The 18,623-nt window shown below is 37.6% G+C and carries 17 protein-coding genes and 1 pseudogene; 12 read left to right on the top strand and 6 right to left on the bottom strand.

The annotated features are described in order from the left end of the window. Positions 1–139: 139 nt before the first annotated feature. From ccsA (KK060_RS14875) to KK060_RS14850, 6 genes and pseudogenes are all read right to left on the bottom strand, one after another. Positions 140–2,692 carry a cytochrome c biogenesis protein CcsA gene (ccsA, locus tag KK060_RS14875; protein ID WP_254154546.1) on the bottom strand — a complete coding sequence of 851 codons (2,553 nt, stop codon included), beginning with the start codon at positions 2,690–2,692 and terminating at the stop codon, positions 140–142. Positions 2,693–2,788: 96 nt separating this feature from the next. Continuing rightward, the gene (locus tag KK060_RS14870; protein WP_254154545.1) at positions 2,789–3,193 is read right to left on the bottom strand and encodes a cytochrome c maturation protein CcmE domain-containing protein; all 405 of its coding nucleotides are present in this window, start codon (positions 3,191–3,193) and stop codon (positions 2,789–2,791) included. An 81-nt stretch (positions 3,194–3,274) separates the two neighbouring features. Next, positions 3,275–3,508 carry a CcmD family protein gene (locus tag KK060_RS14865; RefSeq protein ID WP_254154544.1) on the bottom strand — a complete coding sequence of 78 codons (234 nt, stop codon included), beginning with the start codon at positions 3,506–3,508 and terminating at the stop codon, positions 3,275–3,277. Then, positions 3,492–4,196: pseudogene (gene ccsA / locus KK060_RS14860) on the bottom strand (cytochrome c biogenesis protein CcsA); the annotation flags it as partial. The gene KK060_RS14865 and the pseudogene ccsA (KK060_RS14860), both read right to left, overlap by 17 nt. Before the next feature lie 36 nt (positions 4,197–4,232). After that, positions 4,233–4,889, bottom strand: a complete 657-nt coding sequence (locus KK060_RS14855; protein WP_254154542.1) for a heme exporter protein CcmB — start codon at positions 4,887–4,889, stop codon at positions 4,233–4,235. Further along, positions 4,886–5,755, bottom strand: a complete 870-nt coding sequence (locus tag KK060_RS14850; RefSeq protein WP_254154541.1) for a hypothetical protein — start codon at positions 5,753–5,755, stop codon at positions 4,886–4,888. The genes KK060_RS14855 and KK060_RS14850 overlap by 4 nt, the downstream gene beginning before the upstream one ends. Positions 5,756–5,832: 77 nt before the next feature. Between KK060_RS14850 and KK060_RS14845 the strand changes: the two genes are divergently transcribed. The 12 genes from KK060_RS14845 to KK060_RS14790 all read left to right on the top strand — a co-directional run bounded on the left by KK060_RS14845 (position 5,833) and on the right by KK060_RS14790 (position 18,622). Then, positions 5,833–7,083, top strand: coding sequence for a nucleotide sugar dehydrogenase (locus tag KK060_RS14845; protein ID WP_254154540.1), 1,251 nt, complete (start codon positions 5,833–5,835; stop codon positions 7,081–7,083). 2 nt (positions 7,084–7,085) lie between these two features. After that, on the top strand, positions 7,086–8,111 hold the full coding sequence (galE, locus tag KK060_RS14840; RefSeq protein ID WP_367397492.1) for a UDP-glucose 4-epimerase GalE: 1,026 nt from the start codon (positions 7,086–7,088) through the stop codon (positions 8,109–8,111). A gap of 28 nt (positions 8,112–8,139) precedes the next feature. Then, complete coding sequence (locus KK060_RS14835; protein ID WP_254154539.1) at positions 8,140–9,258, top strand: DegT/DnrJ/EryC1/StrS family aminotransferase; 1,119 nt, start codon at positions 8,140–8,142, stop codon at positions 9,256–9,258. 6 nt (positions 9,259–9,264) lie between these two features. After that, the gene (locus KK060_RS14830; protein WP_254154538.1) at positions 9,265–9,855 is read left to right on the top strand and encodes an acyltransferase; all 591 of its coding nucleotides are present in this window, start codon (positions 9,265–9,267) and stop codon (positions 9,853–9,855) included. A 111-nt stretch (positions 9,856–9,966) separates the two neighbouring features. Next, entirely contained in the window at positions 9,967–11,505 is a 1,539-nt protein-coding gene (gene murJ, locus KK060_RS14825; RefSeq protein WP_254154537.1) for a murein biosynthesis integral membrane protein MurJ, read from the top strand. A 22-nt stretch (positions 11,506–11,527) separates the two neighbouring features. Continuing rightward, a complete protein-coding gene (locus tag KK060_RS14820) occupies positions 11,528–11,953 on the top strand; it encodes a cupin domain-containing protein (protein WP_254154536.1) in 426 nt (141 codons plus the stop codon). Positions 11,954–11,955: 2 nt separating this feature from the next. Next, entirely contained in the window at positions 11,956–13,065 is a 1,110-nt protein-coding gene (locus KK060_RS14815) for a DegT/DnrJ/EryC1/StrS family aminotransferase (protein ID WP_254154535.1), read from the top strand. Positions 13,066–13,069: 4 nt separating this feature from the next. After that, the gene (locus tag KK060_RS14810; RefSeq protein WP_254154534.1) at positions 13,070–13,855 is read left to right on the top strand and encodes a class I SAM-dependent DNA methyltransferase; all 786 of its coding nucleotides are present in this window, start codon (positions 13,070–13,072) and stop codon (positions 13,853–13,855) included. A gap of 1 nt (position 13,856) precedes the next feature. Then, a complete protein-coding gene (locus KK060_RS14805) occupies positions 13,857–14,939 on the top strand; it encodes a glycosyltransferase (protein ID WP_254154533.1) in 1,083 nt (360 codons plus the stop codon). 26 nt (positions 14,940–14,965) lie between these two features. Beyond that, on the top strand, positions 14,966–16,096 hold the full coding sequence (locus KK060_RS14800; protein ID WP_254154532.1) for a glycosyltransferase: 1,131 nt from the start codon (positions 14,966–14,968) through the stop codon (positions 16,094–16,096). A 370-nt stretch (positions 16,097–16,466) separates the two neighbouring features. Further along, positions 16,467–17,516: a hypothetical protein gene (locus KK060_RS14795; protein ID WP_254154531.1), complete on the top strand. Its 1,050-nt coding sequence runs from the start codon at positions 16,467–16,469 to the stop codon at positions 17,514–17,516. After that, positions 17,513–18,622 carry a glycosyltransferase family 4 protein gene (locus KK060_RS14790; RefSeq protein ID WP_254154530.1) on the top strand — a complete coding sequence of 370 codons (1,110 nt, stop codon included), beginning with the start codon at positions 17,513–17,515 and terminating at the stop codon, positions 18,620–18,622. The genes KK060_RS14795 and KK060_RS14790 overlap by 4 nt, the downstream gene beginning before the upstream one ends. Position 18,623 lies beyond the last annotated feature (1 nt).

The raw sequence follows: 18,623 nt of genomic DNA, 5'->3' as shown, positions 1-18,623 counted from the left end.
AGAACCAGGGCAGTAGCGCCGAATTAAATTTCACAGTCGGAAATAATGTCATTCTCGTCCAATATAGGATAACAATAAGGATAAGATGACTACTACGAGTCTCCAATCTCTAGTCTCAAAATCAGATTAGGAGGGCCCCTTACTCCAATCCTTTTAACTTCATCTTCTGAAATTCTCTATACCGTCTAACAATAGCAACTCCAAAGCCAACTACCAACATTACCGTACCCATCCACAACACATTAATGAGCGGCTTCTCGAGTGCTTTTAACACAATGTAATCTTTTTGCCTTGTGTTTATCCCAATACTAAACTCGTTTGTTTCAGGGTGAATGTTCAATAGCGTAAACTGAATCGCCAGGTCACGTATTTCATCCGGAATTCTTCCAATCATCCTGTTTCTGATAATGAATACAGGTTCTGCCACGTAATCCTGGTACTCACCCTTAACGCGTATAAAAGCCTTAACTGCAATGTCTGCGGAGTCAAGCTTAACGCCTCCAACTGTAGATATACGTTCTACCTTTTCAAGAACAGAAACATAATCGTTAGCGAAGAACTCTTTGTTCGGAGAGATCTTCATCTCTTCCAATTTACTCCATTCAGCCTCTTGAGGGCTGCGGTCAACCACGTGCGCATATAGGTCCCGCGTTACATCTCTTTTTATATCAGGAGATGAAGCCAATCCCATGTTAGGGTTATCTTGTATTCTCGGGTAAAGCCTGTGTTCTTTACCGCTTTGAGAGGTAAGCTTTACTTCATAGTACCTGTTCTCAGGAAAGATCTCAAAAGTGTCTTTAGCAGGATAGAGCTTTTTCCCATTATAAATTATATCCTTCTTCGCAACCACCATGTACGGGTCATCCATAAACTCAACATCACTTGGATTCACATAGCCACTTCTTTCTCTTGCTTCAAGACGTTCGCCTTTAAATTCGATCTTATAATTAGCCATTGTTCTTGGCTCATTAACAAATAGCAATAGACTCTCACGATTAAATTCGTCACTAGCCTCACGACGGTATATTAATCCAGTATTGTTTAATGATACAACCTTTGAATACCCCGAAGAGAACATAATGCCAATAAGCATAAGACCAACACCAATGTGTGATATGGACCCACCTGAAAGCGTAGGACTGGATTTAAGTAGTGCGAGGAGTATCTTACTATTTAATGTAACAGTAATAACACCCGATAGCAGAATGAAAAGAAAGCCCGGTTTCGTTACAACATCCGTTCCGTATTGGAAGATTATGATTTGAAGGAGTACAACAACAATAATCAAAGCGAGCAAGAGAGGTCCCCGCACTTCTTTAATAAGTTGTTTCGGTTCCATTTTCTTCCACCAGAAAAATTGGCCAATACCAGAAAGAATAGCTACCAATACAGCAAACCATAATTGAAATTTAGTGTAGAACCCAACCTGGTCAGTGGGCGGCGCCATGTTAGACTCGCCTCCAAAAAGATTTACGATCTTATTCCACACCGGGATAGACGTTGGCATAAGTACCTGGAAACCCATAAGGCAAAGCACTAGTACACCTATAAAAATCCAAAACTCTCTTGAATAAGTTGCTACTTCTTTTTCTGTTGATGGTATTTCTTTCCATCTGATAATACAAAGAACAATAGCCGCAAAAAGGAAGAACAAGAGGTATATGAGTAGTTGTCCTGATAAACCTAAATCAGTAAAGGAATGAACCGAAGATTCGCCTAACACACCACTGCGCGTGAGAAACGTAGAATACAGGATCAATACAAAAGTGGCAATAACAAGAATAATAGAAGCTTTCAAAGCTGTCTCACTGTTCTTGTAGGTGATCATTGTATGGATAGCTCCTACAAGAATTAACCACGGAACGTATACCGCATTTTCTACAGGATCCCAGTTCCAGTAGCCGCCAAAGTTTAATGTTTCATAGGCCCAATACCCACCCATTAAAATACCAAGTCCAAGTATTGCAGCTGAGAACAAAGCCCACGGCAAAGCCGGCCTTACCCACTCATGGTATTTCTTAAGCCATAAGCCAGCAATACAATAGGAGAAAGGAACAAGCGTAGAAGCAAAGCCCAAAAAGAGTGTAGGAGGATGAATAACCATCCAGTAATTTTGAAGTAGCGGATTTAATCCATTTCCATCGCTAGGCACAAATTCAGGATTACTTATGAAGATGGGTGCATTTTGCATTACATCCCGAAGGAGTATGAACGGCGAGCTGCCTATCTTGAAGTCAATACCAGGAATTACAGCGCCCAAAATCATGGAGGCAAGAAATGCCTGTACAAGCGCAAAGACCGTCATTACCGGAGCCTCCCAAAATTTGTTTGTATGTATAATAACAATACCCAGTACAGCATGCCAAAACATCCATAGTAAAAAGCTCCCTTCCTGACCGTTCCAGAAAGTAGATATCAGGTAGTAAGCAGGTAATTTTTTGTCGGAATGACTGTAAGCGTAATGATATTCAAAGTAGTGGTTAGCAATAATAATAAACAGCGTAACGCATATACCTAAAACCGAAATGGCGTGAGCATAAAAACTCACTAAGCCATTTTGTTTCCACGAGATGCCATCTAGTGGTGAAGTGCTGGTAGCAGCTTTAAAATAGGTGAAGGCGGAAACTATCGCTGTTATGAAAGACGTAACAACAAAAAAGTGACCTAAGTCACCTATGAAGTAATGAATCATTACAATATATAAATTACTGGGTTCGAATTATTAATACAATTTGAGGAGTCTTTTGAAAAGGTTGTTTTGTTAATGTTAAAGCTCATGATGTAAGCTTTAAACATTAACTTTTTGCTCCTGATATTTGGATGGGCACTTAAGAAGTATTTTGCTTGCTTTAAAAGTATCGCCGTTATAAGCCCCGATCACAACAACTTTTTCTGATTTAGTAAAATCCTGAGGCATTGGCTGATTGTAATCAACTTTCTGTTCTTTGCCATTTTCGTCAATCATCACAAATGAAAACGAAACTTTGTCCATTCCTTCTTCAATGCCAATCACTTTTCCTGCGTTGTCTTTCTTTAATTCTCCAACAACGTGAATTTCTTTCTTGCTACCCGCTTTCGCCATCTGAAATGCTTCACCAAAACCAACATAAGTACTTGCATCGCCAGCTGTAGATACAAGAATACCAATAGCAGCAGCTATAACAATAATAATGATGATGTGAGATTTTTTCATGACTAGATAACAATCAAAATATAAGACAAAGGTACTTCAGGATGTGCAGTATTAAAATCAATTTAACAACGATGTCTCGGGTTATTTAGTTTTCCTCTTCTCGTTAATCATCCGTTCAAGGTTAGTAACCTTTTTGTCAAGCAGGAACAGATAGAGGATAAGTCCTGCCAAAACAAGGAGAATGATAGCTACAACCACATATATCTTTCCTTCTGATCGCATTACATCTGCCATTTCGGCATCTTGCCCTTGAGATGAGAATGTGATTAGAAATGTCAACAGGAGACTTAACAGTGCTTTATTTAAGTTTTTCATCTTCGAGATCTAATAAAATATCAAGTTGTTTGCTGAGTTTAATGCGAAGCGAAACCATCCAATACCCAATAATAAACCATCCCATTATAGCTGGGTAAAGTACCAATCTCATTCTGCTATCAAGGTCATACATATTAAAACCAGGATTGCCTCCGTTTCCGGGGTGAAGCGAATCAGTGAGTCGTGGAATTATAAAGATCAGCGGAATCATAGCTGCAAAGGCAAAAATATTATAGACCGCGCTCAGTCGTGCCTTTTGCTCCATGTTGTCAATTGAACCTCTTAATACGAAATAGGCAAGGTAGACCAGGGTTGCAATGGCAGCACCATTCTGCTTTGGGTCTCCATGCCAGGGCGATCCCCATGTATAGTTTGCCCAAATCATGCCTGTAAGAATTCCAAGAATCCCGAATGCAAGACCAGCATGAGCAAAAGATTCTGCTTTTATATCTAGTTCGAGAGATGGTTTTCTCAGATACAAAATTGAATAGTATAACGACATCAGGAATAAAAAGACCATCCCAAACCACATTGGCACGTGAAAATAGGTGGCTCTTATAGTTTCATTAACGATATTCAATCTCGGGACCTCCATTAATAAACCGGCTATGTGAGCGTAGAAAAGAAGTAGGACGCCGAGTATTTTAATCCATGTTTTCATAAAATCTGGTGGCTTTAGCAACTGGGTAGACTTGGCTACTGATGATTGCTTTAGTGCCTGGTTTTAGCTCCGCCAAATATACGGGAAGAGTAGGTACGCTAACCCTGATAAAATACAATTAATTGCCATGAGGTTAAGAAGCTCGTCATAGCTGGCAGACCAATCCAGCCCATCAAGAACATTTTTAGTGACTTTAATAGCCATTAAAAGAATGCTTATGATAATAGGAAAGCTAAGAACAGCCATCAAAATATTACTGTGATTGGTTTTTGACGCTATTCCGGAGATAAGGCTTAGCGCCGAAGAAAATGCGGTTGATGTAAGGATAAGGGTTAGGAAAAAGAGCGGAGTGTCTTGAACAGGATCAGAGATAAATACCTGGAATAAAACATATCCGAGAAGCGAGAGTATAAAACAAAGTAGCGAGTTGTAGATAATCTTTGAAATGATAATAGCTTTAGGACTGGCGATAGTATAGTAATAAAGGGACAGCCCGCGCTTTTCGCCTATAAAGCTTTTTGCCACACTGTTAATAACGGAAAACAGAATTGCGAGCCAGAATAATGCAGACCATATGGCTTCAGATATAACACTTAATCTTAAGCTGAAAGAGAGGTAACAAATAAAAACCAGGCTTATAAGGTATAGCGCAATACCGGAAATGACCGATTTTCGTCTTAGTTCTAGTGTAAATTCTTTAACTATTAATCTATAAATCAAGCTGCTGACTGGTTAGCCTCTGCCATTCGCACAAGTTTCCTTACAGACTTAAAAGCAATGAAAATTCCCACCATCACCATTCCGAAAAAGGCACCTGCTGAAATAGTAAGAGCCAGGTTGGGAGAAACGGGATTCTGAAGGGCAATGAATGGTTGAATTACCTGAACGCTCTGTACCAGGTCTAACTCGTTTTGATACTCGTGCTTCTTTTCAGTAAGCTCTATAATTTTGCTATTGATTTCTGTCGGATCAAATAAAATACTGCCGTCCTTCTTCTCTCTAAAGAAAGATCCCTCATAGAACCGCTCTTTCAAGCTTTCCAATGACTTGATCTCTTCTTCCGATTTTTTAACCAACTCGGTTAGATTCTTCTTGTTCTGTTCAATCCGAATCTTTACGTATGGATTGTTTTCAATGAAGTATATAATTCCTTTTTCAAGCCTCGGCAGAAAATCCTGGTTGTATGTTCTGGCTTTGATAAGAAATAGAACTGCAGGTTTCTCTTTTGGATTTTGAGGCATGCTTTCTCTTAATTCTTTATCGTCAATTTTAATTGATGATATATTAGCAGCTTCTTCAGGTGTTAAGTTCAATAACTTGCTAGCTTCTGCTTTATTATCTTCTTTAAGGAAATTGTTCAGATTCTCAAAAATCACTTTACTGGAGGCATCCGCTAGTATAGTTGATCTTATAAGCAACCCGTTTTCATATACCTTTTTCGAAGAATAATAATATAGCGTTCCAATAACAGTACCAACGATAAAGAAAAGGAGTATTGTCAGGGCGTTATTTTTAATGATTAGGACGAATTTTAAGAATAGATCAAGTAAATCGATTTCGTCCGGGTTCGTGTTCCTAGCTTCCATTTGACAAATTACAGCGCGAAAATATAAAATATTATAAAATCGCCCTAATCTATTAGTTTTGCAGTTTATTTGTTTACATGGAGAAAATTGCAATTATAGGTCTTGGTTACGTAGGCCTACCGCTCGCTGTGGAATTTGGTAAAGTATTGAACGTAATAGGTTTTGATATCAATAAAGAAAGGATTGAAGAATTAAAAAGAGGAATTGATCGCACGCGTGAGGTTGACAGAGAAGAATTAAGCTTATCTACCAATCTTTCTTATTCTTCTGATACTAACGATCTTAGAAGTGCTAACTTTTTTGTAGTAACAGTCCCAACACCGGTCGATGATTTTAAAAAGCCTGACTTAAGGCCACTTGAAAGTGCCAGCCGTACAGTGGGCAGCGTTTTAAAAAGAGGGGATATTGTGATTTACGAGTCAACAGTATATCCAGGTTGCACTGAAGAAGTATGCGTTCCTATTCTCGAAAAGACAAGCGGATTAAAGTTTAACGTAGACTTTTACTGTGGTTACTCGCCGGAACGCATCAATCCAGGGGATAAATTACACCGTGTGAGTACAATTAAAAAAGTAACCAGCGGAAGTACGGCAGAGGTAGCTGAAAAAGTTGATCTCCTTTACAAAAAGATAGTTAAGGCTGGAACACATAAGGCCTCATCTATTAAAGTTGCAGAAGCTGCTAAAGTTATTGAGAATTCGCAACGTGATATCAATATAGCCTTTGTCAATGAACTTGCTCTTATTTTCGACCGCATGGGCATAGATACAATCGAGGTTCTTGAGGCAGCCGGTACTAAATGGAATTTTCTTCCCTTTCGCCCGGGCCTCGTAGGTGGTCATTGCATTGGTGTTGATCCTTATTACCTTACACATAAGGCAGAAGGATTAGGATATCATCCGGAAGTGATACTAGCCGGAAGAAGAATTAATGATAACATGGGTATTCATATCGCAAACAATGTTATCAAGCTCATGGCCCGTAATAATCTTCCAATTAACCAAGGAGAAGTGCTGGTTCTTGGCATAACATTTAAAGAGAATTGCCCTGACATCAGAAACAGTAGGGTAGTGGATGTTATTAGAGAGTTGCAAAGTTTTGGGGCTAAAGTAGATATATACGATCCTCAGGCAAAAGCCGAAGAGGTTTTTCATGAATATGGCCTAACAATGATAAGCTCCATTAGCAAGAAGTATCATGCCATTGTTCTGGCGGTTAGTCATAAAGAGTTTGCAGACCTAGACCTGAATAAACTAAAGCATGAAAGCGCTGTAGTTTATGACGTAAAAGGCTTTTTGAAAAAATCAGATATAACAGCACGATTATAAAAATGATGAGTAATAAAAAGGTCCTTGTAACAGGTGGTGCCGGATTTATTGGTGCCCATACAGCAGTCGAGCTTATACAAGCTGGTTATGAAACAGTAATAGTAGATAATTTTTCAAAAAGTGACAGAACGCTCTTGGACGGCATGGAGAAGATACTTGGAAAAAAACCAACGTTCTTGGAGGGAGATTGTACGGATAAAGAATTTCTTCAAAACATATTTTCCACCCAAGGACCTTTTTCCTGTGTATTGCATTTTGCTGCTTTTAAATCCGTAAATGAATCTGTTGAAAAACCATTAGCATACTATCGCAACAATGTTGGATCCCTTATTGCGCTTCTCGAGGTGATGAAGGAAAATAACGTTGCTGATATCATATTCTCTTCCTCTTGTACCGTATATGGTCAACCTGATTCAGTACAAGTAGATGAGAATACGCCATTTAAAAAGGCTGAGTCTCCCTATGGCGCGACAAAGCAAATGTGTGAACGTATTCTTGAAGATGCCTACAAGACAGGCTATAGAGTCATTTCACTCCGTTACTTTAATCCTATCGGAGCTCACCCTTCTGCATTAATCGGAGAATTGCCGATAGGAGTGCCAGGTAATTTGGTGCCCTTTATTACGCAAACAGCTGCGGGCAAACGAGAGAAGCTTACTGTATTTGGAAATGATTATAACACACCCGATGGTTCATGTATCAGAGACTTTATCCATGTAGTAGATGTAGCTACAGCACACGTCAAAGCAATGGAGTATTTAGATGGTCAACCAAAGGAAAATTTGTATGACGTCTTCAATCTTGGTACAGGTGTTGGAGCATCAGTACTTGAATTGGTGGAACTATTTAAGAAAGTAACCGGCGTAAATTTGCCTTATACAATCGGGCCAAGAAGACCAGGTGATGTAGAGAAGGTTTATGCTAATGCCGATAAGTTAAACAAGGCATTCAATTGGAAAACCCGGTATACAATGGCTGAGGGGCTGCTTCACGCATGGCAATGGGAGAAGAAGTTAATGTCTAAATAATCAATAAACGAAAGAACCTCACTTAGCAATGACAGGGATTAAGATGGTGGATCTGCATAAGCAGTATCTGCGCATTAAGCCAGAAATAGATCAGGCAATCGAAAGGGTGCTTACTTCAACGGCATTTATACACGGCCCGGAAGTAAATGAATTTGCGTCTTCCTTAAGTAAATTTCTTAATGTTGATCATGTGATTCCCTGTGCGAATGGTACCGATGCTTTACAGATTGCAATGATGGCATTAGATCTTCAGCCTGGAGATGAAGTAGTTCTTCCCGTACATACATACGTTGCCACTGCTGAAGTGATAGCCTTGTTAAAACTTACTCCTGTTTTTATTGATGTTGATGAAGATACCTTTAACATCGATATCAATCAGATTGAAAACAAAATAACCCGAAGAACAAAGGCTATTGTTCCCGTACATTTATACGGCCAGTGCGCCGACATGGAGCCTATCATGGAAATAGCAGATAAGTACGGATTATTTGTTATTGAAGATACTGCACAAGCTTTAGGTGCAAAATACACTTTCTCAGATGGGACAGTAGAAAATGCCGGAACTATTGGTACAATTGGCACTACATCTTTTTTTCCTTCCAAGAACCTAGGCTGCTATGGCGATGGAGGGGCAATCATGACAAATGATCCAACGCTGGCTGAAAAAATCAGGATGATTGCTAACCACGGTCAAAGGGTAAAATATCATCATGACATCATCGGAGTTAACAGCCGATTAGATACATTGCAAGCAGTAATTTTAAATGTAAAGCTTAAATATCTGGATGAGTACGAGAAAAAGAGAAATGAAGTGGCTCTGTATTACGACCAGCATTTACCTAAATCATTCCTAAGCTTACCTTACCGTGCCATCAACACAACACATGTTTTCCATCAGTATACAGTAAAGGTTGTAAACAGGGATAGAAATGAATTTCAGAAGTACCTGACTTCAAAAAACATCCCTTCCATGATTTATTACCCGGTGCCTTTACATCTTCAAAAGGCATATCGAAGGGAGGGTTTCGATGAAGGTTCATTTCCTGTTACAGAAAAACTTTCGAGAACTGTCATCTCACTTCCCGTGCATACTGAAATGGAAAAAGAAGAATTAGATTATATTTGCGAAACTATTTCCAGCTTCTAAGCAGCTATGCAAGAACAAAATCAATACTTCGCACACCCAACGGCCGTAATTGACGAAGGATCTGAAATAGGAGTAGGGACTAAGATATGGCACTTCTGCCATGTCATGCCTAATTGTAAAATAGGAGAAAATTGTAATATAGGTCAGAATGTTGTTGTTTCTCCTCAGGTAATTCTGGGCAATAATGTAAAGGTTCAAAACAACGTATCTATTTACACTGGTGTAATTTGTGAAGACGATGTTTTTCTCGGACCGTCAGTGGTATTTACAAATGTAATTAATCCCCGAAGTGCTGTTAATAGAAAAAACCAATACGCTAAAACCCTCGTAAAAAAAGGAGCAACTATTGGTGCCAACGCAACTATTGTTTGTGGTCACGATATTGGCCGCTTTGCTTTTATAGGAGCTGGAGCAGTGGTAACAAAAGATGTACCTGATTATGCTTTAGTGGTAGGAAACCCGGCAAGGCAAGTGGGATGGATGAGTGAGTTTGGTCATAAGCTTATCTTTAACGAAAAAGGACTAGCAACATGCCCGGAGAGTTATATTCTTTATGAGCTACAAAATAAAAAGGTAAATAAGGTAGAAAAGTCTTAAAATTTAAAAATACATAATGACCTAATGATTTTTTAAAGAGCCAGGACTAGAAATGGTAAAGTAAAAATCCAATCATTGCTATAACTTGCTATATAAATTAAATCACACATTTTGAGTTCTGCAAAATTTATACGATCAAATATTCTAATTACAGGCCTCTCTCTTCTTTCTGTGGGAATTAATTTTGTTTCACAAATTGTACTAGCCTATTTCTTTGGAGCAACGGAAGAGCGAGATTCGTATTTTTTAGCTATAACGGCTCCTACATATTTTACTACACTATTTACAGGCTCTGTAACTGTTATGTTTCTTCCTTTTCTCATAGAATTAAAGAAGAGAAGATCTGAAGAGGAACTAGAGAATTTTATTAGTAGCGTCTTACTATTATGTTTTGCAAGTCTCACGTTAATTGCCCTTTTGGGATTTCTCTTTTCAGAGAAAATAGTACACCTGATAGCACCAGGCTTTAACCAGACTCAATTAAATGCCACTGTTGAATTATTCAATATCCTTATTTTCACTTTGGTTTTTCAATCATTGGCGAGCTTCATTGCTGTTTTTCATCATGTTGAAAGTAAATTTCTTTTGCCTGCCATTAGTCCAATTATGATACCAATAACTGCATTAATCGTGGTTTTGCTCTTTCACAGTGTTGGAATAAAGAGTTTAGCTATAGGGACCTTAACAGGATCAGTAATTAGTGCAATTCTATTGCTCCCATTTGTATTTCGGTATTCTAAAAAAATTCGTATCTCCACTTCAAAGAAAGCTAACGCAGATGTAATAACATTGTTTAGCAACGCTCTTCCTCTTTTTTTTTCAGGGGCGATTTATCGCTCAACAACTATTGTAGAAAGAGTTATTGCGTCTAATCTGCCACCTGGCGGTGTTTCCTATCTTGGGTATGGAAATCAGATATACCTCCTTCTAGCAACAATTGCCTCTGGTAGTATTGTAACTACCTTCTATCCGTTGATGTCAGATGCGTGGATCTCCGAAAATAAAGTTGATTTTAATAATGCATTTAATCGTGGTATTACTCTCATCCTTATCATAACTTTGCCCATTGCCGCCATACTTATTGCGATGCGGGAGCAGGTAATAGCAATATTGTTTGAAAGGGGAGCATTTGATCATGTTGCCACTCATGCAGTGGCAAATACTATGGCTCTTTTAATGGGCGCCTTTATTTTTGGAAGTTTGGGTAATATTGTTGTTAAGGTATTCTATATCGCTAATAGAACAATAACGATTTCGTTAATAGCCATTGCCGAAGTAGGTATCTATATTGTTGTTGGCTACATCCTGTCCTTAAAATATACCTACCTTGGCCTTGCGTTCACCTTGACCCTAAGCACGGGATTCACAATTGTAGCATCACTGGCATTTCTGCTTCAGTGGAAGTTCGTTCGTATTACTGGTCTTTTTGTTGATACAGTAAAGCTACTATTAAGCGCAATGTTTTGTGGACTGGTAGCACATACCTTTTACCAAGCCACAAATGTTCTTCCTGAATGGATTGCTACTTTTTTGAGCGGCGTACTAGCTATTATGGTTTACATAATATTAATTTTCTTTGTACTCAAAATCTCTGATGCATCCGTCATAATCAAAACAGTAAAAGGTATGCTTCAGTCTAAAGAAGTTTAAATTGAATAAAACTAAAGCAATTATGGTAAAGGAATTAGCTCAAGGGGTAGAAGTGATATATGACAAAGATCATAGTGTTCCCATTTGTCACATAATTCGGGGTTCTTATCAACCTATAAGGACTGAGTTTTTTACCCCAGGAGAATACTCGCAACAGCTTGGGCTAATTAAATATCCCAAAGGCGGCACCATCAAACCACATTATCACAATAAAGTTACAAGGGAAGTACACTACACCCAGGAAGTATTGGTTATCAGGAGGGGAAAAGTTAAGGTCAACCTTTTTGACCATGCCCTCCAGTACATTATTAGTGTAATTTTGTCGGAAGGAGACGTCATTCTATTGGCGTCAGGGGGCCACGGCTTCGAAATGCTCGAAGATTGCGAAATGCTTGAAGTAAAACAAGGTCCGTATAATGGTGTAGAAGCAGATAAAACCCACTTTTAATTATGATACCAGTAAATGAGCCGCTATTGAACGGTAACGAAAAGAAATATCTAAACCAATGTATTGACACAGGATGGATTTCTTCCGAGGGTCCCTTTATTAAAGAATTTGAAGAAAAAATGGCTGCTAAGGTAGGGAGAAAATTTGGTATAGCTGTTTCTAATGGATCCGTGGCTATTGACGCTGCTATTCTAGCCCTCGGTATCGGAGAAGGTGATGAAGTAATCATGCCTACATTTACTATTGTTTCCTGCGCGGCTGCAATTGTAAGGGTTGGTGCCAAACCCGTATTGGTTGATTGTAATCCGGACGATTGGAATATGAACGTAGATGAGATTGAGGCGAAAATCACTGACAGAACAAAAGCTATTATGGTGGTTCATATATACGGATTGCCCGTAAATATGAACGCTGTTATTGCTATTGCGGAAAAACATGGTTTAAAAATCATTGAAGACGCAGCAGAACAGCATGGTCAACTATATGACGGAAAACCTATTGGAAGCTTTGGAGAAATAAGCACATTTAGTTTTTATCCCAATAAGCACATTACCACAGGGGAAGGTGGAATGATCATGACCGATGATGAAGCGCTTGCAGAGAAATGTAGATCACTCCGTAATCTTTGTTTTATTCCTGCGAAGCGATTTATACATTACGATCTCGGGTTCAATTTCAGGATGACTAACCTACAAGCTGCATTGGGTTTGGCGCAGTTGGAAAGACTCGATGAATTTATTGCCATCAAGAGAGCTATGGGTAAAAAATATACTTCGTTGTTGAAAGACGTTAAAGGCATTCAGTTACCTCTAGAAAAGAACAATGAGGCAGAGAATATTTATTGGGTTTATGCTATTGTTTTAGACGACACCGTTGGTTTTGATGCTGAGGGAGCAATGAAGAAGTTGGCAGAAAAAAAAATTGGCACGCGTCCCTTTTTCTGGCCTATGCATGAACAACCGGTTTTTCATAAAATGGGACTGTTTAAAAATGAAACGTACCCAGTGTCGGAACGAGTTGCACGCAGAGGTTTCTATTTACCTAGTGGATTGGCATTAAGGCCCGATGATATTGATGTTGTTTGTGATGCTGTTAGAGCTATTTTAAAATAAGATAATGAAAGAAAATTCTCAATTTAATGTTTATGCAGCGTTTTACGACCTTTTGTATAAGGATAAGGATTATCGTGGAGAGGCGCACTACATTGATCAACTCATCACAAAGTTTTTAGATAAAAATAAAAGCACTACGTCTTTACTTGACCTCGCATGTGGCACAGGTAAGCATTTAATTGAATTATCTGGAAAAGGTTTTGCTGCTCTCACGGGTAGTGATATATCAAAGTCAATGATTGAGGTCGCAGAAAAGAACGCAGAAGCAAACGGCAAGCATATTAAATTTTATAACTACTCATTTCAGGAATCAGATAAAATAAATGCGACGTTTGACGTTGTGATTTCAATGTTTTCAGCAATCAATTATCTTACGTCTTACGCTGATCAAAGTAAAACATTGTCTAATGTTCATAAGCTTCTTGATAGTGGCGGCTTGTTTATCTTCGATTATTGGAACGGTTGTGCCGTAACAGAAAGTTACTCGCCTGTGAAGATCCTAAGAAAAAAGCAGGAGAATGCTGAGATTATTCGTATCTCAGAAACAAACCTGGATCAGGTTGCGCAGAGCGCCACCGTAAAATTTACCTGCAACTACTTTAGTGATAATGTTCGTTTAGCGGAATTTGAGGAAATCCATCATTTGCACTATTACTATTTTTCTGAAATGAAGAATCTGCTTCAATCGCACCGGTTTGAAATTTTACAGATAAGCCCGTTTATGCATATGGATAAAGTGGTAACGCCACAGGAATGGAATATCAGTATTATTGCAAGAAAAATTGGATAACATGAGAGTTCGGATTGTTTCATATGAAGATGTGAATGCGTGGATACTCGGTAAGTTTGCGCGTAAACTTAATGAAGAGCTGAACAAGCTGGGCGTGGATGCAGATATTAGCAATGTTTCAGATCCGGATGCAGATATAAACCATCATATCATCTATATTAACTATGACGAGATGAGAGGTAGCCACAGGGATACACTCATGATCACCCATATCGATGATATAAGAAAGTTAAAGCAATTGAAAAGACAATTGGAGGTCGCTTCAGTTGGTGTGTGCATGTCCAAACAAGTCATGGATCAACTTGTTATTGATGGAATACCCGCCAATAAGTTATGTTTTGTTAATCCTGCACATGATGGTGCTGTTTCCATTAAACCCTACACTGTTGGGATAACAAGTAAAGTTCAGCCCGATGGTTGTAAGAGAGAAGGTATGCTGGTAGAGTTATCAGCTTATATTAATCCTGCATTCTATCATTTTAAAATTATGGGCGCCGGATGGGATAAGGTTATTAAACAATTATATGATCGAGGTTTTAATGTCACGTATTACCCTGAATTTAATTACGAAGAATACGTTAAATTAATACCTACCCTTGACTATTATTTGTATTTAGGACAGGACGAAGGTTCTATGGGCTTTATTGATGCATTGGCTGCAGGCGTAAAAACAATTGTAACACCGCAAGGCTACCATCTCGACGCTGAGAACGGAATCGTGCATTCATTTAATACAATAGAAGAACTAGTAAATATTTTGGCCCATTTAACACAGGAAAAGCAAATGTTGATTAATTCAATTGCACATTGGACGTGGAAAGACTACGCAATAAAGCACATAGAATTATGGAGTTATTTGTTGGGTAGTCGGGAACTAAAAAGTAAGTATAAAGACGGATTAAATTCATTATTATTTAAAAATAATAATAACGCCGATTCTGTTATTAAAACCGACAAATTGCTTAGAACCTATACCTTATATCACGGCGCGTGGAAACGTACAATTTACAAGATAAAACGAATAAAAAATGTTCAGGATTTTAAGAACAAAGTGAAAGCTTTGATTAAGAGAAACCTTTTTTAATTTTTGGATAATTGTAAATGAGATAAATGTCATTAGAAGCAAAAATAAGAACTAAAGTTTTATTTATTATCCCTGCATTAGACGCAGGTGGAGCACAAAAAGTTCTATCAATTTTACTTCAAAAAATTTCTAAAGATATTTTTGATTGTACCTTATGTGTACTTACAAGTCAGGGTGAATTCTATAACGATGTGCCACAGGAAGTCACAAAAATTTATCTAAACACATCAAGAGTACGCTACGCTGCTTTTAAACTTTACAGATTTATAAAGAAACTAAATCCAGAGTTAGTTTTTGTTTTTGATGTGAACAATATGAATCTTGTTATTGCGCTTTTATCTTTTTTTCTGCCTGCTCATATAAAATTTATTACCCGTGAAGCGGTCATTTTAAGTAGTTTTTTAGATAATTATCCTTTAGTAGGGATAAGAAAATTTCTTTACAAATTAGCTTTCAAAAGATTTGATACAATTATATCTCAATCAAATTATATGAGGCAAGACTTGGTTGTTAATTTTTCTGTCAATCCAGAAAAAATTGTTGTTATTAATAATCCAATTAGCATAAAAGATTTAAGTGAAGCCGCAATGACTGATGAACGTCTTCTCCCGGAGAATGTAATAAACCTTATTGCTGTGGGAAGAATTGTTTACATTAAGGGATACGATCTTCTTATAGAAGCATTGGCTAAAGTAACGTTAAGCAATTTTCATTTAACAATATTGGGGGAACAAACAACTGAAAATCCTGGGTACCGTGATTATGTATTAAATTTAGTGTCAAAATATGGATTGACTGAAAAGGTAACATTTCTGGGCTTTACAAATAATCCCTATAAATATATTAAACAAAGTGATTTAATGTTAATTACTTCTCGTACAGAAGCCTTTTCCAATGCAGCGATAGAGGCAAATGCTTTGGGAATTCCTATTCTAGCCTTTGATAGTCCAGGAGGAATGCATGAGATTATAGAGGAAAACCGTAATGGATGGTTAGTTGAAAATGGAAATATTGAGAGATTAGCAAAAGCCATTACTGCAGTTGCTAGTTTACCTGTTAATAAACCGGCTATAATAGCAAAATCTGTAGATAAATACGATTTTGAAAAAATCATACCATCGTATGAAAAGGTAATGCTTGATTTGCTTGCTAAATAGGGAAAGATAAATACATTTAACTAATTTTTAACCTACTTAAACTATTAGTTTGAAAATAGATAGTTCGTATGTCGGTGGTGGTTTAGCTGTACACAGAAGTTTTTTCGTTAAATCGTTTCTCGTTGGTTTGTCCATTTTAGCATTAGTGCTACGACCACTGTTTATCCCACTCCTTCCTATTGTTACAATTTCGTTTATTCTTTTGTTTAAAGTTCGTTTGGTTAACAATGTACTTTTCTTGTTAATGGTAATCTTTTTTTTTTCAGTCTTTGCGAGCTCTTTATACACAGGTGAATTTAATTTTGTTAATATTGCTTTATCACTGTTTTTAATCGTACCGGTCTTAATAATCTTTTTCACAACGCCAAAAGTGGAGGATAAAAACTACTTTGAGTACTTTATAAAGGTGCTGACAGGAGTACTGGTGATTAATAACATCATTGGCCTTGTTCAATTTATGTACGCCCCAGCCGTAAACGATGATGCATTTATCGGTTTTTATGGTGCCGGGGGATTGGGACCACATACTTTATCTCTTGTTAACTTTATTGTATGTGCTTATTATTTTTTAGCTTATCAGCACTCAAAGTCCAAAATAAAACTATTTCTTTTTTTGTTTTTTATTTCTTCAGCTATCTTGTCTTTTTATGGACTAGGTCTTATTATCTTCATACTATCTATATTCATATATAAATTTTCGTTAAAGGCTTTTTTTCGATCGATCTTTATTTTTGTTCTTGTAATGGTAATGTTTACAGGTTTGCTCTATACATTCCGATATCAGACCTTCCTTTACAATTATGAAAATCTTCAGCGTGTTGCACTATTTTTTAGGAATGATGACGGCCAAAAAAATGCTCATCAAATACCCCGGAAGTTAATGTTGTATAGAAATTATGTCGAAGTTTATCTGAGGGAACCAATTCTATTTTTAACAGGGAGTGGACCAGGTACCTTCAATAGCAGGTCTTACTTCCTTTTAAACGGCGACTACTCAAAACATAAATTTGTTATTGAATTATTTGGTCAACATAGTCCGAGATACGCTCAGAAGTATGTTTATCCTCTTTGGAATTCAACGAATACGGGAAAGTATATGGATGGAACCCGTAACCAACCGTTTTCATCAATAGTTGCTTTATTTGCTGAATTTGGAGCTATCGTTTCTCTATTCATCTCAATGTTAGCGAGCAATAAGTATCGATCTACCCTTCAGAAATTGAAACAACAAAATGATCAGGGATCCTATTCAGCTAACTTATATTTTCTTAAATTTCTGACCATTTTTTTTGTCCTAAATTTGTTTACAGACAATTTTTTAGAATATCCCGAAATAGTGATGATTTACCTTTTTATTTTCAAAACTATTGAAATAAAGATATTCAACAGCAGTAAGCACAGCACCTCTTTAATAAAATGAGCAAAATAAAAAGGAAAATACTAGTGGTTGGCCAAACTCCTCCTCCGTATCATGGACAAGCTATTATGATCGAGGAAATGCTGAAAGTAAACTACAATCGGATTTCGCTCTATCATGTACGCATGGCATTCTCGAAAGACCTTGATGCTATCGGGCGCTTTAATGTTAGGAAGGTATTCCATCTTTTTATGGTCATTATTCAGATCCTTTATAAACGCTTTCGTTACAGCATCCCTGTTTTATATTTTCCTCCAACTGGACCCAAATTGATTGCCTTTTACCGTGATGCAATTGTTCTCACGATAACACGACCTTTTTTTAAAAAAGTCTGTTTCCACTTTCATGCAGCGGGCATTTCAGAATTATATCCGTCGCTGGACGCCTTTTCAAAATTCATTTTTAGAAAAGCCTATTTTTCTGCAGATCTGGGTATTAGACTTTCACAACACAGCACGGACGACTGCCTTCCTTTGCAAATAAAAAAACAAGCTATAATACCCTATGGAATAGAAGATCATTTTAATACACGTCGTACAAATCCTGGTAGGTCAACTAAATGTCGGTTGCTTTTTGTGGGCTTGTTAACGGAAAGTAAGGGGATAAAAATTCTTTTAGAAGCTTGTCATTCATTGAAGGCTAGAGGAATTGATTTTGCCTTAGATGTACTCGGAAAATTTGAGTCCGCAAAATTTGAAAAGGAGTTAAGGGATATAGTGAGGGTTCTTTTTTTAAATGAGAATATTCACTTTCATGGGGTGGTTACAGGTGAGCATAAATACCTTTTTTATTTAAATAGCGATGTCTTTTGTTTTCCAAGCTTCTATGAAGCAGAGAGTTTTCCGGTGGTATTGCTGGAAGCTTGCTCTTTTGGTTTGCCAATAGTTAGCACACGATGGCGCGGTATTCCCTCCATTGTTACCCACAGAGATAATGGCTTTCTGTGTTCAATAAAAGACGCGCAACAGGTTGCTGCATACCTGGAGGATTTGATTTTAAATAGTGACTTACGTAGGGAGATGGGCGCACGTGGGAGGTCATTGTTTCTGAAAAATTTTACATTACAATCCTATTATAGAAATATAGAGAATTCTCTATTAACAATTTAGC

The sequence above is a fragment of the Chryseosolibacter indicum genome (assembly GCF_018598585.1).
Taxonomy (GTDB): Bacteria; Bacteroidota; Bacteroidia; order Cytophagales; family Cyclobacteriaceae; genus Chryseosolibacter; species Chryseosolibacter indicus.
Note: the sequence above shows the minus strand (reverse complement) of the source record. Positions and strands in the feature narration are given on the sequence as shown.

Bases quoted from the DNA above. Each gene is read 5' to 3' on its own strand.
- KK060_RS14835 (WP_254154539.1), top strand. From the start codon at position 8,140: ATGACAGGGATTAAGATGGTGGATCTGCATAAGCAGTATCTGCGCATT.
- KK060_RS14810 (WP_254154534.1), top strand. From the start codon at position 13,070: ATGAAAGAAAATTCTCAATTTAATGTTTATGCAGCGTTTTACGACCTT.
- KK060_RS14805 (WP_254154533.1), top strand. From the start codon at position 13,857: ATGAGAGTTCGGATTGTTTCATATGAAGATGTGAATGCGTGGATACTC.
- KK060_RS14830 (WP_254154538.1), top strand. From the start codon at position 9,265: ATGCAAGAACAAAATCAATACTTCGCACACCCAACGGCCGTAATTGAC.
- KK060_RS14870 (WP_254154545.1), bottom strand. From the start codon at position 3,193: ATGAAAAAATCTCACATCATCATTATTATTGTTATAGCTGCTGCTATT.
- KK060_RS14790 (WP_254154530.1), top strand. From the start codon at position 17,513: ATGAGCAAAATAAAAAGGAAAATACTAGTGGTTGGCCAAACTCCTCCT.
- KK060_RS14850 (WP_254154541.1), bottom strand. From the start codon at position 5,755: ATGGAAGCTAGGAACACGAACCCGGACGAAATCGATTTACTTGATCTA.
- KK060_RS14845 (WP_254154540.1), top strand. From the start codon at position 5,833: ATGGAGAAAATTGCAATTATAGGTCTTGGTTACGTAGGCCTACCGCTC.
- ccsA (WP_254154546.1), bottom strand. From the start codon at position 2,692: ATGATTCATTACTTCATAGGTGACTTAGGTCACTTTTTTGTTGTTACG.
- galE (WP_367397492.1), top strand. From the start codon at position 7,086: ATGATGAGTAATAAAAAGGTCCTTGTAACAGGTGGTGCCGGATTTATT.
- KK060_RS14800 (WP_254154532.1), top strand. From the start codon at position 14,966: ATGTCATTAGAAGCAAAAATAAGAACTAAAGTTTTATTTATTATCCCT.
- KK060_RS14820 (WP_254154536.1), top strand. From the start codon at position 11,528: ATGGTAAAGGAATTAGCTCAAGGGGTAGAAGTGATATATGACAAAGAT.
- KK060_RS14815 (WP_254154535.1), top strand. From the start codon at position 11,956: ATGATACCAGTAAATGAGCCGCTATTGAACGGTAACGAAAAGAAATAT.
- KK060_RS14865 (WP_254154544.1), bottom strand. From the start codon at position 3,508: ATGAAAAACTTAAATAAAGCACTGTTAAGTCTCCTGTTGACATTTCTA.